The sequence below is a fragment of the Methylobacterium ajmalii genome, from assembly GCF_036448855.1.
Lineage (GTDB): Bacteria > Pseudomonadota > Alphaproteobacteria > Rhizobiales > Beijerinckiaceae > Methylobacterium > Methylobacterium ajmalii.
Window position 1 is genome coordinate 37,069 of sequence record NZ_JAZFXT010000009.1, and the last position, 19,043, is coordinate 56,111.

The following is a 19,043-nucleotide window of genomic DNA, read 5'->3' on the forward strand; positions in this document are numbered from 1 at the left end:
TGTCTTCCGGGTGATGAAGTCGATGTCGGGCGCGCGGGCGAACGGGACAGCCATGACCGACTGGGCGGAACTCCGCCGCACCGCCCGCGCCACCCTGATCGCGGCCGCCCGGCACCTCGGCATCGGCTCGCTCGCGGGCCTCGGCGAGGCGGAGCCGTCCGACGACGACCAGGATGGCGGCCGGCAGAACCTGCTGCTCCTGGTGCAGCTGCGCTGGATCGCGGTGGCGGGCCAGGTCGTCACCATCGCGGTGGCGCAAGCGGGCCTCGGCATCGCCCTGCCGCTCGGGGCGATGGCGGTGGTGCTGGCCGGCCTCGTGCTCCTCAACCTCGTGAGCCTCGCCTGGATCGCCCGCGGCGGCCGCGTCACCGAGGCGACGCTGTTCGTCGCGCTCCTCCTCGACGTCGCCGCGCTCACGGCGCAGCTCTCGCTCAGCGGCGGCGCCACCAACCCGTTCACGTCGCTGTTCCTGCTCCAGCTCACCCTGGCGGCGGTGCTGCTGAGCAGCCGGGCGACGATCGGCCTCGTGGCGCTCACCACCGCGGCGCTCGGCGTGCTGATGCTGGCCTACCGGCCGCTGGTGCTGCCGCAGGGCGAGGGCGAGACCGAGCTGTTCCGGCTCTACCTCGTCGGGATGCTGGTGAGCTTCGTCATCGACGCGGCCCTGATCGCGGTGTTCGTCACCCGGGTCTCGCGCAACCTGCGCCGGCAGGATGCCCGTCTGGCCGATCTGCGCCAGCGCGCGGCGGAAGAGGACCACATCGTCCGCATGGGGCTCCTGGCCTCGGGCGCCGCGCACGAGCTCGGCACGCCGCTCTCCTCGCTCTCGGTCATCCTCGGCGACTGGCGCCGGATGCCTGAGCTCACCGCCTCGCCCGACATCGCCCGCGAGATCGAGGAGATGCAGGAGGCGGTCGGGCGCTGCAAGGCGATCGTCACCGGCATCCTGCTCGCCGCCGGGGCCGCCCGGGGGGAGGCGCCGCACCTCACCACCGTGCGGGGCTTCGTCACCGAGCTCGCCGGCGACTGGCGCCGGATGCGCTCCTGCTTCTGCCTCCAGGTCCGCGACGAGTTCGGCGACGACCAGGAGATCGTCTCCGACACCGCCCTCAAGCAGGTGCTGTTCAACGTCCTCGACAACGCCCTCGACATGTCGCCGACCTTCGTCGAGCTGGTGCTCCTGCGCGACGGCGACACCCTGCGGCTCTCGGTCACCGACCGCGGCCCGGGTTTCGCGCCCGAGATGCTGGCGCGCCTCGGCCAGCCCTATACATCGAGCAAGGGCCGCCTCGGCGGCGGGCTCGGGCTGTTCCTCGTCGTCAACGTCGTGCGCAAGCTCGGCGGCACGGTGGAGGCCCGCAACCGCAGCTATGGAGGCGCCGTCGTGACCATCAGCCTGCCGCTCGCGAGCCTGACGGTGTGAGATGGCCGACGAGGACCGCCTGCTCGTCATCGTCGAGGACGACGACCGCTTCGCCGCCACCCTGACCCGCTCGTTCGAGCGCCGCGGCTACACGGTGGTGAGCCTGCCAGGCCTCGCACCCCTCGAGGCCCTGCTCGCCGAGCGCACGCCGACCTACGCGGTCGTCGATCTGAAGCTCAACGGCGAATCGGGCCTGGCCTGCGTCAAGGCGCTGCACGACCACGATCCGGAGATCCTCACGGTGGTGCTCACGGGCTATGCCAGCATCGCCACCGCCGTCGAGGCGATCAAGCTCGGCGCCTGCCACTACCTGGCGAAGCCCGCCAACACCGACGACATCGAGGCGGCGTTCTCCAAGGCGGCGGGAGACGTCGACGTCTCCCTCGACGGCCGGCCGACCTCGATCAAGACGCTCGAATGGGAGCGCATCCACCAGACCCTGGTCGAGACCGACTTCAACATCTCGGAGACCGCCCGGCGGCTCGGGATGCACCGGCGCACGCTGGCCCGCAAGCTCGACAAGCAGCAGGTGAAGTGACCCGTCCCGTCCCGGGCCGCCAGCTTACGCGGCCTTGGGCTGCCTGCATGGCTGGGCCGTGCGGAATGCGGTTTCGCATCCTGGCGAAGGCGGCGCACCCGCGGTAACGTCCAGCCCGAAATGCAAGGAGGAGACGCCATGAACCCCCCGTCCGCCGCGGTCGCGACCCAGACCAACCTCAGCCCGGCGAAGCCCCATGAAGGCACCCGCGGCGCGTTCCGGTGGGACGACCCCTTCCTGCTCGACGACCAGCTCACCGACGACGAGCGCCTGATCCGCGATTCCGCCCGCAGCTTCGCGCAGGAGCGCCTGCTGCCCGGCATCGTCGAGGCCTATGCCGAGGAGAAGACCGACCGCTCGCTGTTCAACGCCATGGGCGAGCTCGGGCTTCTCGGCGTCACCCTGCCGGAGGAGTACGGCTGCGCCGGCGCGTCGTACGTCGCCTACGGCCTCGTCGCCCGCGAGGTGGAGCGGATCGATTCCGGCTACCGCTCGATGATGAGCGTGCAATCCTCGCTCGTCATGTACCCGATCTATGCCTACGGCGACGAGACGCAGCGGAAGAAGTACCTGCCGAAGCTCGCCTCGGGCGAGTTCGTCGGCTGCTTCGGCCTGACCGAGCCGGATGCCGGCTCCGACCCGGCCGGCATGAAAACCCGGGCCGAGAAGATCGACGGCGGCTACCGCCTGTCGGGCGCCAAGACCTGGATCTCCAACTCCCCCATCGCCGACGTGTTCGTGGTCTGGGCGAAGTCGCCGTCCCACGACAACCAGATCCGCGGCTTCATCCTCGAGAAGGGGATGAAGGGTCTCTCGGCGCCCAAGATCAAGGGCAAGCTCTCGTTGCGCGCCTCGGTCACCGGCGAGATCGTGATGGACGGCGTCGAGGTGCCGGAATCGGCGCTGCTGCCCAACGTCTCGGGGCTCAAGGGGCCGTTCGGCTGCCTCAACCGGGCCCGCTACGGCATCTCCTGGGGCGCGCTCGGCGCGGCCGAGGATTGCTGGCACCGCGCGCGGCAATACACCCTCGACCGCAAGCAGTTCGACCGGCCGCTCGCCCAGACCCAGCTGGTGCAGAAGAAGCTCGCCGACATGCAGACCGAGATCGCGCTCGGTCTTCAGGGGAGCTTGAGGGTGGGTCGGCTGTTCGACGAGGGCCGGATGGCGCCCGAGATGATCTCGCTGGTCAAGCGCAACAATTGCGGCAAGGCGCTCGCCATTGCCCGCGAGGCGCGCGACATGCACGGCGGCAACGGCATCATGGGCGAATACCACGTGATGCGCCACGCCCAGAACCTCGAGACGGTCAACACCTACGAGGGCACCCACGACGTCCACGCCCTGATCCTGGGCCGGGCGCAGACCGGGCTGCAGGCGTTCTTCTAGTCGTCGACCGCCCGTCGCCAATAGTCCAGGCTCTCCGGGTTCACCGGGGAGCCTGCCTCCGCGATGAAGCCGAGGACGGCCTCGTGGAAGCCCCGCGCCTCGTCGATCCCCGCGAGGTCGCGCAGCGCCGTAAGGATGCGGGTGATGCGCAGGTGGTTGTGGTCGAAAGCCCGCCGCCAGCCCGTCGTCCCGGCGTAGAAGCGCAGCATCCGGTCTCGGGCGGCGAGGAGCCCGGCCTGCGCCGCCGGGTCGGCCCGGATCGCCGCCGCCTCCGCGGGCCCGAGCACCGGGGCCCCCGGCACCGCCCGGCTCGGCGCATCGAGCGGAAACAGCCACTGGATGAAGTCGTGCACGCCCTCGATCCGGGCGTCGTCGAAGGCCAGCACCCCGGCGAGGCGGCGCCCGCTCCCATCGCGGCCGCGGCCGGCGAGGAAGGCGTGGATCGGACCTGCATCCGCCTCGGTCATGCCTTGCGCCTCCCGCTGCCTTGCCGGGCCCTCTCGCCTCGTCATTTCGATCTAAGGCGAGGCGCAGCGGCGCACAGGCGGCGCGGTCGCGCAATCGAGGCTGCAGTGTTGGCGCGCCCCGCAGAACCACGACAGGCTGCCGCTCTTGAGGCAGGCGCCGCCGCATTGCCGGTAGGCCCCGTAGATCGGCCGGACATAGACCGGCTCGGTCAGCGCACGCGCCCGCTCCGCCCCCGGCATGGCCGAAGCGGGCATCACCGCGAGCGCGAGGAGGAGCAGGGTCGTGCTGGAGCGAAGGTCGATCATCACCGGGCCGCCGTGCGGAACGGCCCGATGATCGGTTCACCCGCGCGGCGGGTCGATTAAATTGCGCTTCATCGTTGCGCCGGGGAGACCGCTCAAGCGGCTTCCTTGCGCTCGGCCCGCGCCGCCTCCAGGGCCCGCACCCGCGGAATCACCTCGTCGCCGAAATACTTCACCTCCTCCTGGAAGTGCAGGAAGCCGAGCAGCGCCAGGTCGGCGCCGGCCTCCTTGAGCGCCAGGATGCGCTCGGCGATCTGGTCGGGCGTGCCGATCAGGTTGGTGCGGAAGCCGTCGTTGTACTGGACCAGGTCCTCGAAGGTGGAGTTCGCCCAATTGCCCTCGCGCTCGGGCGAGGCGGCGCCGGCATTCTTCGCCTCGTGGCCGAAGGCGCGCACGGCGTCCGGGTCGGCCTGGTCGATGATGTCCTGCAGGACGGCACGGGCCTCCTCTTCGGTGTCGCGGGCGATCACGAAGGCATTGACGCCGACCTTCACGCTGCGTCCCTCGGCGCCGGCCTTGTGGCGGATGTCGTCGACCTGGGCGCGGATCTTGTCGGGCGTGTTGCCGTTGGTGAAGTACCAGTCGGAGACCCGGGCCGCCATGTCCCGCGCCGCCCGCGAGGAGCCCCCCTGGAAGATCTCGGGCAGCGGCTCGGCCGGTTTCGGCTTCAGGGTGTAGTTGCTGTATCGGTAGAAATCGCCCCGGAAGGTGAAGTTGTCCTCGGTCCAGATCCCCCGCAGGGCCCGGATGAATTCCTCCGAGCGGCGGTAGCGCTCGTCGTGGTCGAGCCACGGCTCGCCGATCGCCCGGAACTCGCCCGAGAACCAGCCGCTGACGATGTTGACCGAGATGCGCCCGTGGGTGAGCTGCGAGATCGTGGCGATCTGCTTTGCCGCGATCGTCGGGTTCCACGGCCCGGGCAGGATCGCGGCGATCACCTTCAGCTTGTCCGTGGCGGCGAGCAGCGCGTGGCTGAAGGCGACCGATTCGTGCTGATACTCGGCGCCGTAGCCGGCGGTGAAGCGGATCTGGGTCAGGGCGTAGTCGAAGCCGGCCGTCTCGGCGATGCGCGCCAGCTCGCGGTTGTAGTCGCCGTCCCAGCCCGTGCGCTGGGGGATCTTGCTGACGACGAGACCGCCGGAGACGTTCGGCACCCAGTAGGCAAAGCGAATCGGCTCGGGGGTTTGCTGCGTCATGGGCGGATCCTCGCTCGTCGATCTATAGAAGAGCCGGCGCCGTCATGGTCGAACGGCGCGGTTGACCTTCAGTATCGAAGGCCGTTTCCGCGCCGTCAAAAGCATCGTCGTGCTTTTTTGCGGTCCGCGCGGGAAAGCCGTTCTCTCGAACGCGGCTTCCGTGCGGATGATCTTCCGTCAGGCCTTCGGCCGCTCGCGGTTGCCGTACTGCGCCAGTTCCAGCCGGGCGATCGAGCGGTTGTGGACCTCGTCGGGCCCGTCGGCGAGGCGCAGGGTCCGGATGCGGGCGTAGGAATAGGCGAGGCCGGCATCGCTGCTGACGCCGGCGCCGCCATGGGCCTGGATCGCGTCGTCGATGATCTTCAAGGCCATGCGGGGGGCCGCGACCTTGATCATCGCGATCTCGAGCTTGGCGCCCTTGTTGCCGACCTTGTCCATCATGTCGGCCGCCTTGAGGCAGAGGAGGCGGGTCATCTCGATGTCGGTGCGGGCCTCGCCGATGCGCTGCTCCCAGACCGAATGGTCGGCGATGCGCTTGCCGAAGGCGACGCGGGTCAGCAGGCGCTTGGCCATCTTCTCCAGCGCCTCTTCCGCGACGCCGATGGTGCGCATGCAGTGGTGGATGCGCCCCGGCCCGAGGCGCCCTTGCGCGATCTCGAAGCCGCGGCCCTCGCCGAGCAGAAGATTCTCGGCCGGCACCCGGACGTCGTTGAGGATCACCTCGGCATGGCCGTGCGGCGCGTCGTCGTAGCCGAAGACCGGCAGCATCCGCACCACCTCGATCCCGGGGGTGTCGAGGGGCACGAGGATCTGCGACTGCTGCTGGTGCAGGGGGGCGCTGGTGTCGGTCTTGCCCATCACGATGGCAACGGCGCAGCGCGGATCGCCGACGCCCGACGACCACCACTTGCGGCCGCTGATGACGTAGTGGTCGCCGTCGCGGCGGATGCGGGTCTCGATGTTGGTGGCATCCGACGAGGCCACGTCCGGCTCGGTCATCAGGAAGGCCGAGCGGATCTCGCCGGCCATGAGGGGGGTGAGCCAGCGCTCCTTCTGGGCCTTGGTGCCGTAGCGGTGCAGCACCTCCATGTTGCCGGTATCGGGCGCCGAGCAGTTGAACACCTCGGAGGCCCACTGGATCCTGCCCATCTCCTCGGCGCAGAGCGCGTAATCGAGGTTGGTGAGCCCGGCACCGCGGAAATCGCCGTCGTCGTGATCGGGGGAGGGCGGCAGGAAGAGGTTCCACAGCCCGGCCTCGCGAGCCTTGGGCTTCAACCGCTCGATCACCGGCACCGGCTGCCAACGGTCGGCGCCGAACGCCTCCATCTCGGCCTTGTAGGCCGGCACCGCCGGGCGGACATGCTCGTCCATGAAGGCCCGGACCCGGTCGCGCCAGTGGCGTTGCCGCTCGGAGAGGGTGAAGTCCATGCCCGCGATCCTCCCGTGGCCGGGGTCTTCGGCCCCGGCATTCCCGGGCGGGAGCCTAGCGCCAACCGGCGCTCAGCAAAACCGTCTTTTCGAAAGAGGGGAGACGCGTGGGCCGCGGCGGCGGCGTACCGAGTCTTCTAAGGTGCTGCCAATCGCTCGACGCGGCTCACACCCTCGGCGTCATCCCGGGTTCTCGCCCTCGGCGAGCCCCCGGATGACCCGGCGGATGTCAGTCCCGATACACCCGCGCGTAGCGCCGCCCGAGGCCGGTCAGGATCTCGTAGCCGATGGTCCCGGCGTGGCGCCCCACCGTGTCGAGATCGAGCCCGTCGCCGATGAGCGTCGCGGGGGCGCAGCGGACCGCCGCCTCGGCGGGTGCACCGGTGACGTCGAGGATGATGAGGTCCATCGAGACGTTGCCGACGAAGGGGCATCGCACGCCGCCGACCACCGCCTCACCGCGGCCGGTCGAGGCGCGGGGAAAGCCGTCGGCGTAGCCCAGCGACAGGGTGGCGAGGCGGCGCGGCCCGGAGGCGGTCCAGCGGGCGTTGTAGCCGGCGGTCTCGCCGGCCGCGACCTCGCGGACCTGCAGGATGGTGGCCTCGAGCCGCACCACCGGCCGCATCGGGTTGTCGTGCCCGGGCCGCGGATTGCCGCCGTAGAGCGCGTAGCCGGGACGCGCCAGGTCGGCGCGGCAGGAAGCGAGGAAATCGCCCGACGAGTTGGCGAGCGAGGCCCGGAGGCCCGGATAGGCGGCGCGCACCCGGGCGAACTCGGCGGCCTGATGGTCGGTGAGGGGGTCGTGCTCGACCTCCGCGCTGACGAGATGGCTCATCAGGAGGTCGATGCCGGCCTGTGCCACCACCGGATCGCCGGCGAGCGCCAGCCCTTCGGCGACCGAGAGGCCGAGGCGGTTCATGCCGGTATCGACGTGGAGCGCCGCCGGGCGGGTCGTGCCCTCGGCCCGGTTCGCCGCCGCCCACTCGGCGACCTCCTCGATCGAGCCGAGGACCGGGCGGAGATCCGCCTCCCGGTAGGCGGGCGCGCTGCCCGGGGGAAAGCCGTTCAGCACGTAGATCGCGGCCTCCGGCAGGGCGGCTCGCGCACGCACGCCCTCCGACAGGTGGGCGACGAAGAAGGTCCGGCAGCCCTCCCGCCACAGGGCCGGGCCGGCCTCGGCGATCCCGCAGCCATAGGCGTCGGCCTTGATGACCGCCGCCGTCTCCGGGCATTGCGCCTCATGCGAGAGGCGGCGCCAGTTCGCCCGCAGGGCCGCGAGGTCGATCGTCAGGCGGCCGCCATGGCCGAGGGGAGGGAGATCGGTCATGCCGGCTTGTCTAGCCCGGCGCGTCCGCGCCGCCAAGGCAGCCGTGCCGCATGTCCCGTCCGTCTCCTGTCCCGGCCGGGGTGGCACCCGGCCGTCATGGCCGAGGGCCAACCCGACGCCGCGGTAGAGGTCCAGGGACACCAGGGCGCCACTCCAGTCCGTCGTCGAACGCCACAGACGCGGCCCGCGTGGCGAGGCCATGAGCCCCGCAACTGCGAGCGGCGCCGGATGGACGGGGTACGATCCGGGCTCAGGCCGCCCGCACGGTGGCGAGGAAGCGGGCGACCTCGGCGGACAGGTGCTCGGACTGACGCGACAGCTCCGAGGAGGCCGACAGGACCTGGGACGCCGCCGCGCCGGTCTCCTCGGCCGCCCCGGCCACGCCCGCGATGGTCGTCGTCACCTCGCCCGCCCCGGTCGCCGCCTCGTGCACGTTGCGCACGATCTCCCGCGTCGCCGCCCCCTGCTGCTCCACCGCCGCCGCGATCGAGGACGCCACCCCGTCGATCTCGCGGATCCGCCCCTCGATCACGTCGATCGCCGTCACCGCCTGGCCGGTCGAGCCCTGGATGCGCTGGATGTGGCCGGCGATCTCACCGGTCGCCTTGGCGGTCTGGTTGGCCAGCGCCTTGACCTCGGCCGCCACCACGGCGAAGCCCCGGCCCGCCTCGCCGGCCCGCGCCGCCTCGATCGTCGCGTTGAGCGCGAGCAGGTTGGTCTGCCCGGCGATCGTCGAGATCAGCTCGACCACGTCGCCGATCTGCGACACCGCCGCCGACAATTCCCCGACGAGATGCGAGGTCCGGCCGGCCTCCGCCACCGCGCCCTGCGCCAGCGCGGCCGAGCCCGCCACCTGGCGGGCGATCTCCTGCACGCTGGTGCCGAGTTCTTCCGAGGCGACCGCCACCGTGCCGACATTGGCCGAAGCCTGCTCGGCCGCCGCCGCGACGCTGATCGATTGCGCCGCCGTCTGCGACGCGGTCGCGGTCATGACCTGGGCCGTGGCCTGCAGCTCGGTCGCCGAGGACGACACCATGCCGACGATTCCCCCGACCGCCCGCTCGAACCCGTCGGCGAGCGCCAGCATGGTGCGCCGGCGCTCGGCCTCCGCCGCCGCCTCGGCGACCCGTTTCACCTCGGCCTGCTCGCGCGCGGTACGCGCCACCATCTCCTTAATCGCCTCGACGGCGCGGCCGACCGCGCCGATCTCGTCGCGGCGCGCCGCCACGTCGATCCGGGCCTCGACGTCGCCGCCGGCCATGCGCTGCAGGACGGCGACCAGACGGTTCAACGGCCGGGCGACGGTGACCGACATCAGCCGGCTCACCACCACGGCGAGGACGAGCAGCACCAGGATCGTGGTCGCCGCGAGGGCGGTGGCCAGCCGGGTGACGGGGGCGAAGGCGTGGGCGCGGTCGACCGAGAGGGCGACGTACCAGTCGAGGGAGGCGGGGAGGTCGGGCACCCGAGCGAAGGCGGTCAGGGTCGGGCGCTCGCCCTCGCGCGTCTCGGCGGTCTCCTGGCCGATCGCCGGCAGGGGGCCGGTGATCAGGTCGGACAGGGGCTTGCCGTTGAGCTCGGCGCGGGGGTGGATCAGGATCTTGCCGGCGCGCGACACCAGGTAGGCGTAGCCGGTGCCGCCGGTGTCGACGGCATTGATCATGCGGGCGAGGGCGCCGAGGTCGAAGTCGCTGCCCGCGACGCCGAGCAGGGCGCCGTTGGCATCGCGCATCGGGGCGGCGCTGGTGATGGTCAGGCTGCCGGATCGGGCGGCGGCGCCGTAGGGCTCGGTGAGGATCGGCCCGTTGGCGGCGACGGCGGCCTGGTACCAGGGGCGCTTGCGCGGGTCGTAGCCGGGGGGCAGGTCCTCTTTGGGCATCTGCGAGAAGAAGCCGTCGGTGCGGCTGACGTAGCTGATGAGGAAGCTGTCGCGCGAGATGGGCAGGTCGAGGGCGCGGTCGGAGGCGGCATCGATGCCGTGGAGCGCGGCCTGCTGGGCGAGCATCTGGGTCAGGTCGATCTTGCCGCGCAGCCAGTTCCCGACGCTGCGCGAGGCGGTCGATCCGAGCTTGGCCATGTTGGCGGTGACGTCGCGCTGCAGGGCGTCGGCTTGCGTGACGTAGATGTAGGTCGAGCCGACGGCGAACGCGGCGCAGACGGTCGCCAGGATCATCGCCGTGGCGCGGCCGGAGACGCCGATGTATCGGCGGCCTGCGGGCGCGGCCGGGCGAATGCTGTCCGTTACGTTGAAGGCCATTTTCTCTGTCCCAGCAAACTCACCTTCCAGTGACAGATCAGAGCATAAAAATTCGTTACGAAAAATTGTCACATCTTGATATTTTTCTCGGCATGGCGGATTGATTTTGCGTCATGCGTTGCCGTATGCTCTATTTGGCGATTCATTCAAGAAAATACGCTGGAAATATAAATCGACAGACTGTTTTGTTCATCGTAATCCGGCCAAGGCAGCATCACAGGTTATTGTACCCATGGGAATCAACGCGCCGTCCGAGCCATGGCGTTTTTTAGATTGATAAAATTTCTCAGAGAGAGAAGACATCAGTGATAATCGAAGAGATAATGCTGCTCAAAATTTTGCATTTCGATCTAAGGGCGGGTCGCTTGCGTGAATCGAGCTGATCAATCAGCTCGCGGCGCCTGGCCGGGACATTCGATCCACCGCTGTGCCAGACCGGATGATTTTATTCATACGGCCGGCCGGGGTCTCGATCGAAGGTGTTGCCCTAGGTCACCGGAATAGTGACGATGCGGGGTCGGCGCGAGATCTCTGCATTTCCTGAAAATCTTGTGTCGCCAGGGAGATCGCGACCAGCGTAGCGAGCGCGAATCGGCAGTTCCTCACGATCGGCATACCTGATTGCAAGCAGGTCGTCGGTCGAGGAGCGATCCGTCCGCACCCTGCAGGTCAGTGCCGTCCCGCGGCCTTCAAAGGACGATCCCCGTCGGCGTGTTGGTGAGCAACGATGACGCCGATCATGACCGTCGGTCGAGCACATCAGGGGATGGTACGTGCCGACCTCGTACGGGAACCCGTCGGACCGGCGTGGCAGGGCCGGATCGCCGCCGACCTCGTGCTCGACCCGACGCCCGGCGGCGTCGCGGCCGACTTGGAGGCGCGGGGAGCACCGCCGCCGGGCGGTGGCGGCGTCGATCCTCTCGGGCCTGCGACCGGTCTCCTCGCCTACTGGGTCAGGCGGGCGACCTTGAGCGCCTGGTCGAACATCGCCTTGAGGGCCGCGGTGATGTCTTCGGGAGAATTGGCGGTCTTGAAGTAGCCCGGCGACGCGCAGGACTGGAGCGCCGTGCCGAGCGTCGGGCTGAAACCGTTGACCCGCTTGTTCTCCCAGGCGATGCCGCCGCCCTTGTCGGTGAACGAGATCTGGTTGTACGGAATGTAGAGGACCGAGATCGTCGCCCCGGCGGCCTTAAGGGCATCGCAGTTCTTCGCGTCGATCTGTGAGGGCTGCGAGCCGTCCCACCAGGCATCGCCCCAGCCTGGGAACTTCGACGGATTGCCCGGATAGGCGTATTGCGTGCCCGGCTTGACGAAGAAGTGCTGCCCGTTCTGCATCCCGTCTGTGACGAGGAACACGAACGGCTTGCGGTTCGTGCTCGTCGATCCGTCGCCGAAGCCGTTCTGGGTCACGATCGTCTTCATCTGCGGGAAGGCGACCTCGAAATGGGTGCCGCCCGCGCCGACGCCGGTGGTCGGGTCGTTGGGACTGTTGAGCTGGGTCGACCCGGTATCGAGGAGGTTGGTGAAGGCGAGCGGCCAGGAATTCGCGCACTGGGCGGACGTCTTCAGCGAGTTCACGTCGCCGGTGATGCCGGCCAGGGTCGCGAGCTGGTTGATGAACGGGTAGATGCCGATCCGGTACTGGTTCGGCACGGTCGGGAAGCCCGCCCTCTGCAGGAGCGCGCAGACCGCGTTGTTCACCGCGTCAGACCGCAGCTGGATCTTGCCCGCCGCCAGGCCCCAGCCCTTGTAGCCGGGGAAGTGGCAGGCGAACTGGCAGCCCTGCTTGTAGTCGCTGTACATGTCGTCGTTGTCTTTGGCGAGCTGCGTCATGCCGCTCGCCGTCGTGGGCAGGCCCATCGATCCCGACACGTCGACCATCAGGTAGAAGTCGAGGTAGCTCGGCAGGTCGACCGAGGCGGTCACCGTATTGCCCACCGTGGTGGTCGGTACCAGGAAGAGCTTCGAGAAGCTGTTCTGGATCGTTGCCGTATAGGTGATCTTGGCAGTGATGGTCTGGCCGGCGATCTGGACGTCCGGCGTCTGCAGGTTCGCGCTTCCGAGGGGCACGTTGCCGATGTTGACGTTGAAGCTGTTGACCGCCTGGGTCCGGCCCGCCGCCTTCGCGGACTCGAGCACGCCGCTCTGCGACGAGTTGGCGGCGATGTAGGTCTTGGCGGTCACGATCGCGGCGAGGGCGGCGGCGTCGGCCGCCCGGTCGAGCCGCGAGCGATTGGTCACCGCGACGCCGTAATCGACCCCGAGCCCGATCAGGCCGACCATCGGGATCAGGCTGAGCCCGAACAGCATGTTGATGCCGCCGTTGCGGCAGCGGCGGAACGATGCCGCCGCGGCGGCGAACCGGGATGCGGAGGTCAGCATTTCGAGGCGATTCCGTCGTTGTTGGTTGTGTCGAAATCGACGAGCGTCGCGTAGCGCGGCTGGATGTAGGCCGTGCGCGCGATCCGCAGCGAAGGCAGGTAGTTGGCGCCGAAGGTCGGCGTGAAGGTGAATGCCACGTCGATCACCACCGCCGCCGCGGGCCCGAACAGGGAGCGCGGCAGGGCCGTGCGGCTCGGAGGGGCGGTGTTCGACGCCGCGATCTGGGGCGTGCCGCAGGGCCGGTAGGCGACCCCGGTCGCGGGCTGGGTCGTGCCCGTGCTGGTCCAGACCACGTCGGCGCGGTAGCAGGCCGACAGGTCGCTCCCATCCGTGCAGGTCGTCGCCGTCTGGGTGAACTTGATGCTGGCGTAGTTGATCGTGACGACCTGCCACCACGCCTGGCCCCGGCGGCGTCCCTCGGCCATCAGGTACGGGAACAGCACCAGCGCGGAATCGTAGCTGAAATGCAGGTCGCCCGCGTTGACCATCGCGACGGTCGAGCCGCTCGGCGGCTGGGTCTGCGAGATCATCTGGCTGATCGAACGGACCACCAGTTCGACCTTGCGCACGGCGTTGATGTACGACACGACCTGGATGCCGCCGAGCATGATCACCAGGATGACCGGCATGATCAACGCCATCTCGACGGCGGCGAGGCCGTCCTCGGCGCTTCGGAAGCGCCGGATGCGGGACATGAGGACGGACCGCATCAGTAGCTCTCGACGCGGAAGGCGGCGGTCGAGATGACGAGGTAGGCCGGCTTGCCGTTGTACATCGTCGAAGCATCGAGCCAGGCGGTCATGAACGACGGCAGGAACGTGATCGGATAGATGACCTGCAGGTACTGGTAGTCGCCCTGGCTGCCGAGGGTGAACTGGCCGCTTCCCGGCGTCAGGGCCGGCAGCGCCAGGCCGCTCTGGTCGGCCTTGACGTAGGCGTAGTAGCCCGGCGCCGTCGCTTTCGGGACGACGTAGAGGTTGACGATCACGTCGCTGCAGGACATCGCGGCCGGGAGCTTGCCGCACAGGGCCTGGGTGAAGTCCGCCAGGGTGGGCGGCGTCGCCTGCTGCTGCGCCTTGCCGACGATGACCTGACGGGACGCCTGCTCGGTGGCGAAGTCGAGCTTCTGCCCGAAGTACAGGATCTCCGCCACGACCATCGTGAACAGGATGACGGCCATGAACATCATGCCGACCAGGGCGAACTCGACCGCAGTCGATCCCTTCTCGTCACGGATGAGGCCCAGCGGATGTCGCATGGCGCGACCGTAGGGTCAGGCCGTTAAAAGCCGGATAACCGACCCCTCTAAACATGGGGTTCCGCGGCCGCATTGCGGGGCGGCACCGCCCGCGGTGCCGATGGGCTTAACGGTTGGTGGATCGATTCGCCGACAACCGGTCCCCGGCCCGCGCGGGCGGTCCGATCGAGAACACCCGTCGAGGAGCGTCGCCGGGGCTTTCCGGCGCTCACGGATCCTTGGCGATCGCCTCGATGTCGCGGTCGACGCCGCTCTCGACCTTGAAGTCCTGGGTGTAGACCTTGCCGTCGTGGCGGGCGATGAGCTGGTACTCGCCCTCCGCGAGCGTCACCTGCGGGAAGGCGCCGATCGCCTCGCGGATCGTGTCGCCGCCCGGCGTCAGCACGCTGAAGGCGGTGCCCGCGAAGGCCTCGGTGCCCGGCGAGGCGACGAGCTTCAGGGTCACGGTGGCGGCGCGGTGGTTGAGGGTCGCATCGGTCAGCCGGCCGTTCTCGACCTTCAGGTCGGCGCGCTGGATCGCGTTCGAATCCCCCCAGGTCGAGACGACGTGGTAGGTGCCCTCGGGCAGGCGCACGATCTCGCCGGCCTTGACGCCGTCGCGAACGAGCCGCCCCTCCGGGTTGTTGCCGATCGGCACGAAGACCGAGAAGGCGAGCTGGCCGGGCTGGATCCGCGCCTCGCCGACCGCGCCCGACAGGCGCAGCGCCCCGGCATTGACGACGAGCTGCTCGCTGCCCGCGCCCGAGTTCAGGGTCACGCGCTTCGAGGTGCTGACGAAGCCGTAGGTGACGTTGGCGAGGTAGCTGCCGGGCGGCAGCCGGAAGGTCGGCTGCGCCTCCTCGGAGCGGGCGAGCACCACGGGCTTTCCGCCCTCCGGCCGGTCCTCGTAGATCCGCCAGGTCAGGCCGCCGCGCAGGGGCTTGGCCTCGCTCGTCAGCACGGCCCGCAGCGACAGGCTGGCCTCGGCGGGCGCGGGAGCCGGGGGAGGCCCCTGCGTCACGCCCTGGGGCGCGACGCCTCGCGGCGCCACGCCGGGGGGCAGCGTGGGGACGGGTGCAGGAGCGGGGGCAGGACCCGGGGACTGCGCCGCGGCGGGGCCGCCGCAGAGCACGGCCAGCGCCAGGGCCTTACCGAACCGCCGTCTCGCCCGCGTCATCGTCCCTCGCCAACAATTCGCTCGCCGCCGCCACCAGGTTGTCGACCGAGAGCGGGCGGAACCTGAACTCGACCACGTGCTTGCCCGCCGGCACCTCGACCCCGCGGAAGAGCAGGTTGGTGCGCAGGATCGGGCGGCGGGCACCGTCGACCCGGGCCTGCCAGCCCGGATAGAAGATGTCGTGCAGCACCAGCACGCTGTCGCGGTCGGTCTCGACCTCCACGGTGACGACATTGCGGCGGTAGGCCAGGATCGTCGCCGTGCCCTTGGCCGCGACGACCGGCGCCGCCGGGTCGTTGAGGCCGAACTCGCCCTTGATCTTCGGCACGCTGTCGCGGTCGACGAGGGCGGTCTCGCTGCCCTCGAACTCGGGCAGTTCGTCCTGGTCGAGGACGCTCTCGGAATCGACCGGGACGAGGCGGGTCGCCAGGTAGGCACGGGGCTTGGCCGGATCGAGGCGGTAGATCCACATCTGGCCCGAGCCGTAGAGGAGCTTGGCGCCGGTCAGCTGCGGGAAGTGCTTGGGCAGCCGCTCGGCCGGCCGGTCGAGGACGAGATATTCGAGGCCGAGCAGGCTGGCGAGCCGCGAGCGGTAGCCGCGAAAGAGGCCCGGGAACTGGCGCAGGTTCGGGTCCGCGGCGTTCTCGCCCGGGCCGACGGCGCGCTCGTAATCGGCGAGGCGCAGCGGGTTGTAGCCGATCGTGTCCTCGAGCCCGAGCACCATCGAGGCGTTCTGCCAGGCACCGCCCAGGCCCAGGATCTCGACCCGCGGGTGCTCGCCCTTGGCGTGGCGCGCGTCGAGCTCGGCCTTGAGGGCCGTCAGCCCCTGGAGCTGCTCGGGCGGCAGTTGCTGGAACACCGCGTAGCGCCCCGCCGGCTCGGCGTTGAGCGAGTTGCCGGCGTTGCGCCAGACGAGTTCCGCGCCGAGCAGCGCGACGAGGCCGGCGGCGGCGAGCGTCCGCCGGCGCGGACCGGCCCACAGCATCGCCGCGACGGCGGCGAGCGCGATGCCGGTGCCGATCAGGCCATCGCGCAGCGCGTCCGGCAGGTGGTGGGCCTTCGCCGCGTAGGCGTAGGACACGAACAGGATGCCGCCGAGGCCCGCGACCGCCAGGGCCGGCAGGGCGACGCGGAAGGCGGGGAGGCCGGTTCGCAGCCGGGGCGCGCCCTCCATGACGTAGCGGTGGACGAGGTAGCCGGCGGTGAGCGCGAGCCCGATATTGACGACGAAGGTCGCATCGGCGGGCCGGCGGTAGAGGTCGACACCGGGGAAGTGGTCGAAGATCGGCGCGAAGACCGGGGTGTAGCGCCCGAGCGCGTACAGGATCGCGGCGGCGAGCACGATCACCGGGTAGCGGACCTCCCGGGCGGCGAGGCGCCCGCCGGCGATGCCGTGCCAGAGGATCAGCACCGCCGGCAGGGTGCCGGCGAAAAGGTAGTTCACCGCCCGGTCGGTCCAGGTATTGCCGTCCATCGACTGCCAGTCGGGACCCCAGTAATCGTAGGTCCAGCGCAGCGAGCCGAACACGTCGGCGAAGAGGGCGGTGGCGAAGCTCGAGGGCGGCAGCGAGCCCATGATGGCCGCGCCGTAGCCGAAGGACGGCCGGGTCGAGGTCATCAGTAACTGCATGGTGAGGAGCGAGGGCACGGCGAGCAGCGCCCCCCCGACCACGCCCATCGCGGCGAGCACCCCGATCCGGGCGCGCAGGTAGGACAGCGGCGCCGGCGCGGTCAGGATCGCGTGGACGGCGACGCCGATCAGGCTCAGGCCGCACAGGAACGCCACCTGGTCGCGCCCCACCGTCATCACGGCGGCCACCACCGCGAAGGCGAGACCGAAGACGTAGGAGCGGCGCGCCAGCGCCTCCTCCAGCAGCCACCAGGCCAGCGGCACGAAGCCGTACGAGATGATCATGCCGGTATGCTGCAGCCGGGCCGAGGCCGAGCCGCCGAGCACGAACACCATCGCGGCCGCCACGGCGCCGACCGGGTGCCAGCCGCGGCGGCGAAACAGCAGCAGCGTCGCGACCGCGCCGGGGATCAGGTGGGCGAACACCACCGCGTCGAACAGCTCCATCGACGGCGAGGGGTCGAGCCACGCGAAGAACAGCATGGTCGGGGTGAAGAGGAGCGATTGCGGATCCGCCACCGAGGGGTGGCCGGCGAAGTGGTAGGGGTTCCACAGCGGCAATTCGCCGTTCGCCAGCGCCGCGCCGAGGTAGCGCAGCATCGGGTAGAAGTGGTTCTTGGAATCCCACGGCACCACCGCGCCGGTGAGCGGCCAGACCGCGGCGGCCGCGGCCCAGAACAGCATGACGGCGGCGAGCGCCAGCCAGAAGTCCCGCGCGGTCCAGGCATGGAGCGGATGGGGGGAAGGGAGGGCTGAGCGCGTCATGGTGCAGTCGGCATCCTCGACACCGGGAGGGCCCCGGGGCGTCTCGTCACGGCCCGGCCGTGGCCGACCGGGGCGGAATGGTGCTTAAAGGGGGCATCGGGGCGCCAGGATGGCAGCCGCTCCTCCACCGTCCCGCACGATGTAGCTCAAGCCACTGAAGCCGAGATGAACGCGACCCTCGACCTTCTCCACACCCGCCGCTCGGTTCCGCCGATCCAGCTCGCCGGCCCCGGCCCCTCGCCGGAGGAGCTGGACGCCATCCTGGCGGCCGCCTCCCGGGTGCCGGATCACGGCAAGCTCGCGCCCTGGCGCTTCGTCCTGATCGAGGGCGAGGGCCGGGAGCGCATCGGCCGGGTGATCGCCGAGACCTACCGGGCCGACCACCCCGAGGCCGACGAGGCCCGCCTCGCCCTCGAGGCCAGGCGCCTCGCCCACGCGCCGCTCGTCGTCGCGATCGTGTCGCGGGCCGGGCCGCACGCCAAGATCCCGGACTGGGAGCAGGTGCTCTCGGCCGGGGCCGTAGCGATGAACCTGACCGTGGCGGCCAATGCCCTGGGGTTCCGCACGGCTTGGCTCACCGAGTGGATGGCCTACGACCGCCGCATCCTCGACGCGCTCGGCCTCGACCCGGCCGAGCGCCTGGCGGGCTTCGTCCATGTCGGCCGGGCCGAGCAGGTGCCCCCCGACCGGCCGCGCCCGGCGCTCGCCGAGATCGTCACCCGGTACTGACGCCGGGCCCCGGGATGCTCTAACTGGCGGCGGCGAGCCCGCGAGCGACGGGCCGCCGCCGAGAGAGGCCGCCGATGCATTACGACGCCGAGACCCGCACCCTGCCGCACAACCCGTTCAAGGCGCTGGTCGCGCCCCGCCCGATCGGCTGGGTCAGCGCGATCGGCGCCTCCGGGGCGCTGAACCTCTCGCCCTACTCGTTCTTCAACGGCATCGGGGACAACCCCGAGATGGTGATGTTCTCGTCCTTCGGCCGCAAGGACGCGCTCACCTTCGCGGAGGAGGGCGGCGAGTTCGTGTGCAGCCTCGCCACATTCGACACCCGCGAGGGGATGAACCAGTCCTCGGCGCCGCTGCCGCGGGGCGAGAGCGAGTTCGACTTCGCCCACCTCGCCACCGCCCCCTCGCGCAAGGTCCGCCCGCCGCGGGTCGCGGACGCGCCCGCCGCCCTCGAATGCAAGTGGCTCCAGACCATCCCGCTGGTGCCGGCCGATGGCGGCGAGGCGGCCTACTTCATGGTGATCGGCCAGGTGGTGTCGATGTACATCGACGACCGCTTCGTCACCCCGGAGGGCCGGGTCGATACCGGGGCGATGCGCCCGATCATGCGCGGCGGCTACTTCGACTACTTCACGGTCGAGTCCGAGAACCGCTTCGAGATGCGCCGCCCGGCCGGCGGGGGCGACGTGCCGCGGCGGTGAGGCCGGGGCCCCGTGCCGCCCGGCGCGGGGCCACCGCCGACCGTGCAACGTGCCGGATTCGGGCACGGTTTGTGCGGGACTGACGCCGAGGCGCCCG

Annotated in this window: 16 protein-coding genes; 5 read left to right on the forward strand and 11 right to left on the reverse strand. The window is 70.3% G+C overall.

Annotation, left to right across the window (positions count from 1 at the left end; all coding sequences use genetic code 11):
* Window positions 1–52: 52 nt before the first annotated feature.
* From V3T34_RS03655 to V3T34_RS03665, 3 genes are all read left to right on the forward strand, one after another.
* Window positions 53–1,423, forward strand: a complete 1,371-nt coding sequence (locus tag V3T34_RS03655) for an ATP-binding protein (RefSeq protein WP_091890514.1) — start codon at window positions 53–55, stop codon at window positions 1,421–1,423.
* A 1-nt stretch (window position 1,424) separates the two neighbouring features.
* On the forward strand, window positions 1,425–1,961 hold the full coding sequence (locus V3T34_RS03660; RefSeq protein WP_060846483.1) for a response regulator transcription factor: 537 nt from the start codon (window positions 1,425–1,427) through the stop codon (window positions 1,959–1,961).
* A gap of 138 nt (window positions 1,962–2,099) precedes the next feature.
* Complete coding sequence (locus V3T34_RS03665; protein WP_060846482.1) at window positions 2,100–3,347, forward strand: acyl-CoA dehydrogenase; 1,248 nt, start codon at window positions 2,100–2,102, stop codon at window positions 3,345–3,347.
* Here the strand turns inward: V3T34_RS03665 and V3T34_RS03670 are convergent.
* The 11 genes from V3T34_RS03670 to V3T34_RS03720 form a co-directional block, all read right to left on the reverse strand.
* Window positions 3,344–3,814, reverse strand: a complete 471-nt coding sequence (locus V3T34_RS03670) for an opioid growth factor receptor-related protein (RefSeq protein WP_305078012.1) — start codon at window positions 3,812–3,814, stop codon at window positions 3,344–3,346. The two genes, V3T34_RS03665 and V3T34_RS03670, sit on opposite strands and share 4 nt — an antisense overlap.
* 51 nt (window positions 3,815–3,865) lie before the next feature.
* Window positions 3,866–4,120 (reverse strand): hypothetical protein, encoded by a 255-nt coding sequence (locus tag V3T34_RS03675; RefSeq protein ID WP_305078013.1) that lies wholly within the window; start codon window positions 4,118–4,120, stop codon window positions 3,866–3,868.
* Between the two features lie 92 nt (window positions 4,121–4,212).
* Entirely contained in the window at window positions 4,213–5,313 is a 1,101-nt protein-coding gene (sfnG, locus tag V3T34_RS03680; protein WP_305078014.1) for a dimethylsulfone monooxygenase SfnG, read from the reverse strand.
* A 177-nt stretch (window positions 5,314–5,490) separates the two neighbouring features.
* On the reverse strand, window positions 5,491–6,741 hold the full coding sequence (locus tag V3T34_RS03685; RefSeq protein WP_305078015.1) for an acyl-CoA dehydrogenase family protein: 1,251 nt from the start codon (window positions 6,739–6,741) through the stop codon (window positions 5,491–5,493).
* A 229-nt stretch (window positions 6,742–6,970) separates the two neighbouring features.
* Entirely contained in the window at window positions 6,971–8,068 is a 1,098-nt protein-coding gene (gene alr / locus V3T34_RS03690; protein ID WP_305078016.1) for an alanine racemase, read from the reverse strand.
* 250 nt (window positions 8,069–8,318) lie between these two features.
* The gene (locus tag V3T34_RS03695; protein WP_236012980.1) at window positions 8,319–10,325 is read right to left on the reverse strand and encodes a methyl-accepting chemotaxis protein; all 2,007 of its coding nucleotides are present in this window, start codon (window positions 10,323–10,325) and stop codon (window positions 8,319–8,321) included.
* 945 nt (window positions 10,326–11,270) lie between these two features.
* Complete coding sequence (locus V3T34_RS03700) at window positions 11,271–12,707, reverse strand: pilus assembly protein TadG-related protein (protein ID WP_305078017.1); 1,437 nt, start codon at window positions 12,705–12,707, stop codon at window positions 11,271–11,273.
* The gene (locus tag V3T34_RS03705; RefSeq protein ID WP_305078018.1) at window positions 12,701–13,417 is read right to left on the reverse strand and encodes a TadE/TadG family type IV pilus assembly protein; all 717 of its coding nucleotides are present in this window, start codon (window positions 13,415–13,417) and stop codon (window positions 12,701–12,703) included. The genes V3T34_RS03700 and V3T34_RS03705 overlap by 7 nt, the downstream gene beginning before the upstream one ends.
* The gene (locus tag V3T34_RS03710) at window positions 13,417–13,965 is read right to left on the reverse strand and encodes a TadE/TadG family type IV pilus assembly protein (protein ID WP_305078019.1); all 549 of its coding nucleotides are present in this window, start codon (window positions 13,963–13,965) and stop codon (window positions 13,417–13,419) included. Before V3T34_RS03710 ends, V3T34_RS03705 begins: the two co-directional genes overlap by 1 nt.
* 208 nt (window positions 13,966–14,173) lie before the next feature.
* The gene (locus tag V3T34_RS03715) at window positions 14,174–15,121 is read right to left on the reverse strand and encodes a hypothetical protein (protein WP_305078020.1); all 948 of its coding nucleotides are present in this window, start codon (window positions 15,119–15,121) and stop codon (window positions 14,174–14,176) included.
* Window positions 15,093–17,516 (reverse strand): glycosyltransferase family protein, encoded by a 2,424-nt coding sequence (locus tag V3T34_RS03720; RefSeq protein ID WP_305078021.1) that lies wholly within the window; start codon window positions 17,514–17,516, stop codon window positions 15,093–15,095. The genes V3T34_RS03715 and V3T34_RS03720 overlap by 29 nt, the downstream gene beginning before the upstream one ends.
* 165 nt (window positions 17,517–17,681) lie before the next feature.
* Between V3T34_RS03720 and V3T34_RS03725 the strand changes: the two genes are divergently transcribed.
* Both V3T34_RS03725 and V3T34_RS03730 read left to right on the forward strand, forming a co-directional pair.
* Window positions 17,682–18,245: a nitroreductase family protein gene (locus V3T34_RS03725; RefSeq protein WP_305078022.1), complete on the forward strand. Its 564-nt coding sequence runs from the start codon at window positions 17,682–17,684 to the stop codon at window positions 18,243–18,245.
* 74 nt (window positions 18,246–18,319) lie between these two features.
* Complete coding sequence (locus V3T34_RS03730) at window positions 18,320–18,946, forward strand: flavin reductase family protein (protein ID WP_060846470.1); 627 nt, start codon at window positions 18,320–18,322, stop codon at window positions 18,944–18,946.
* Window positions 18,947–19,043: the final 97 nt, after the last annotated feature.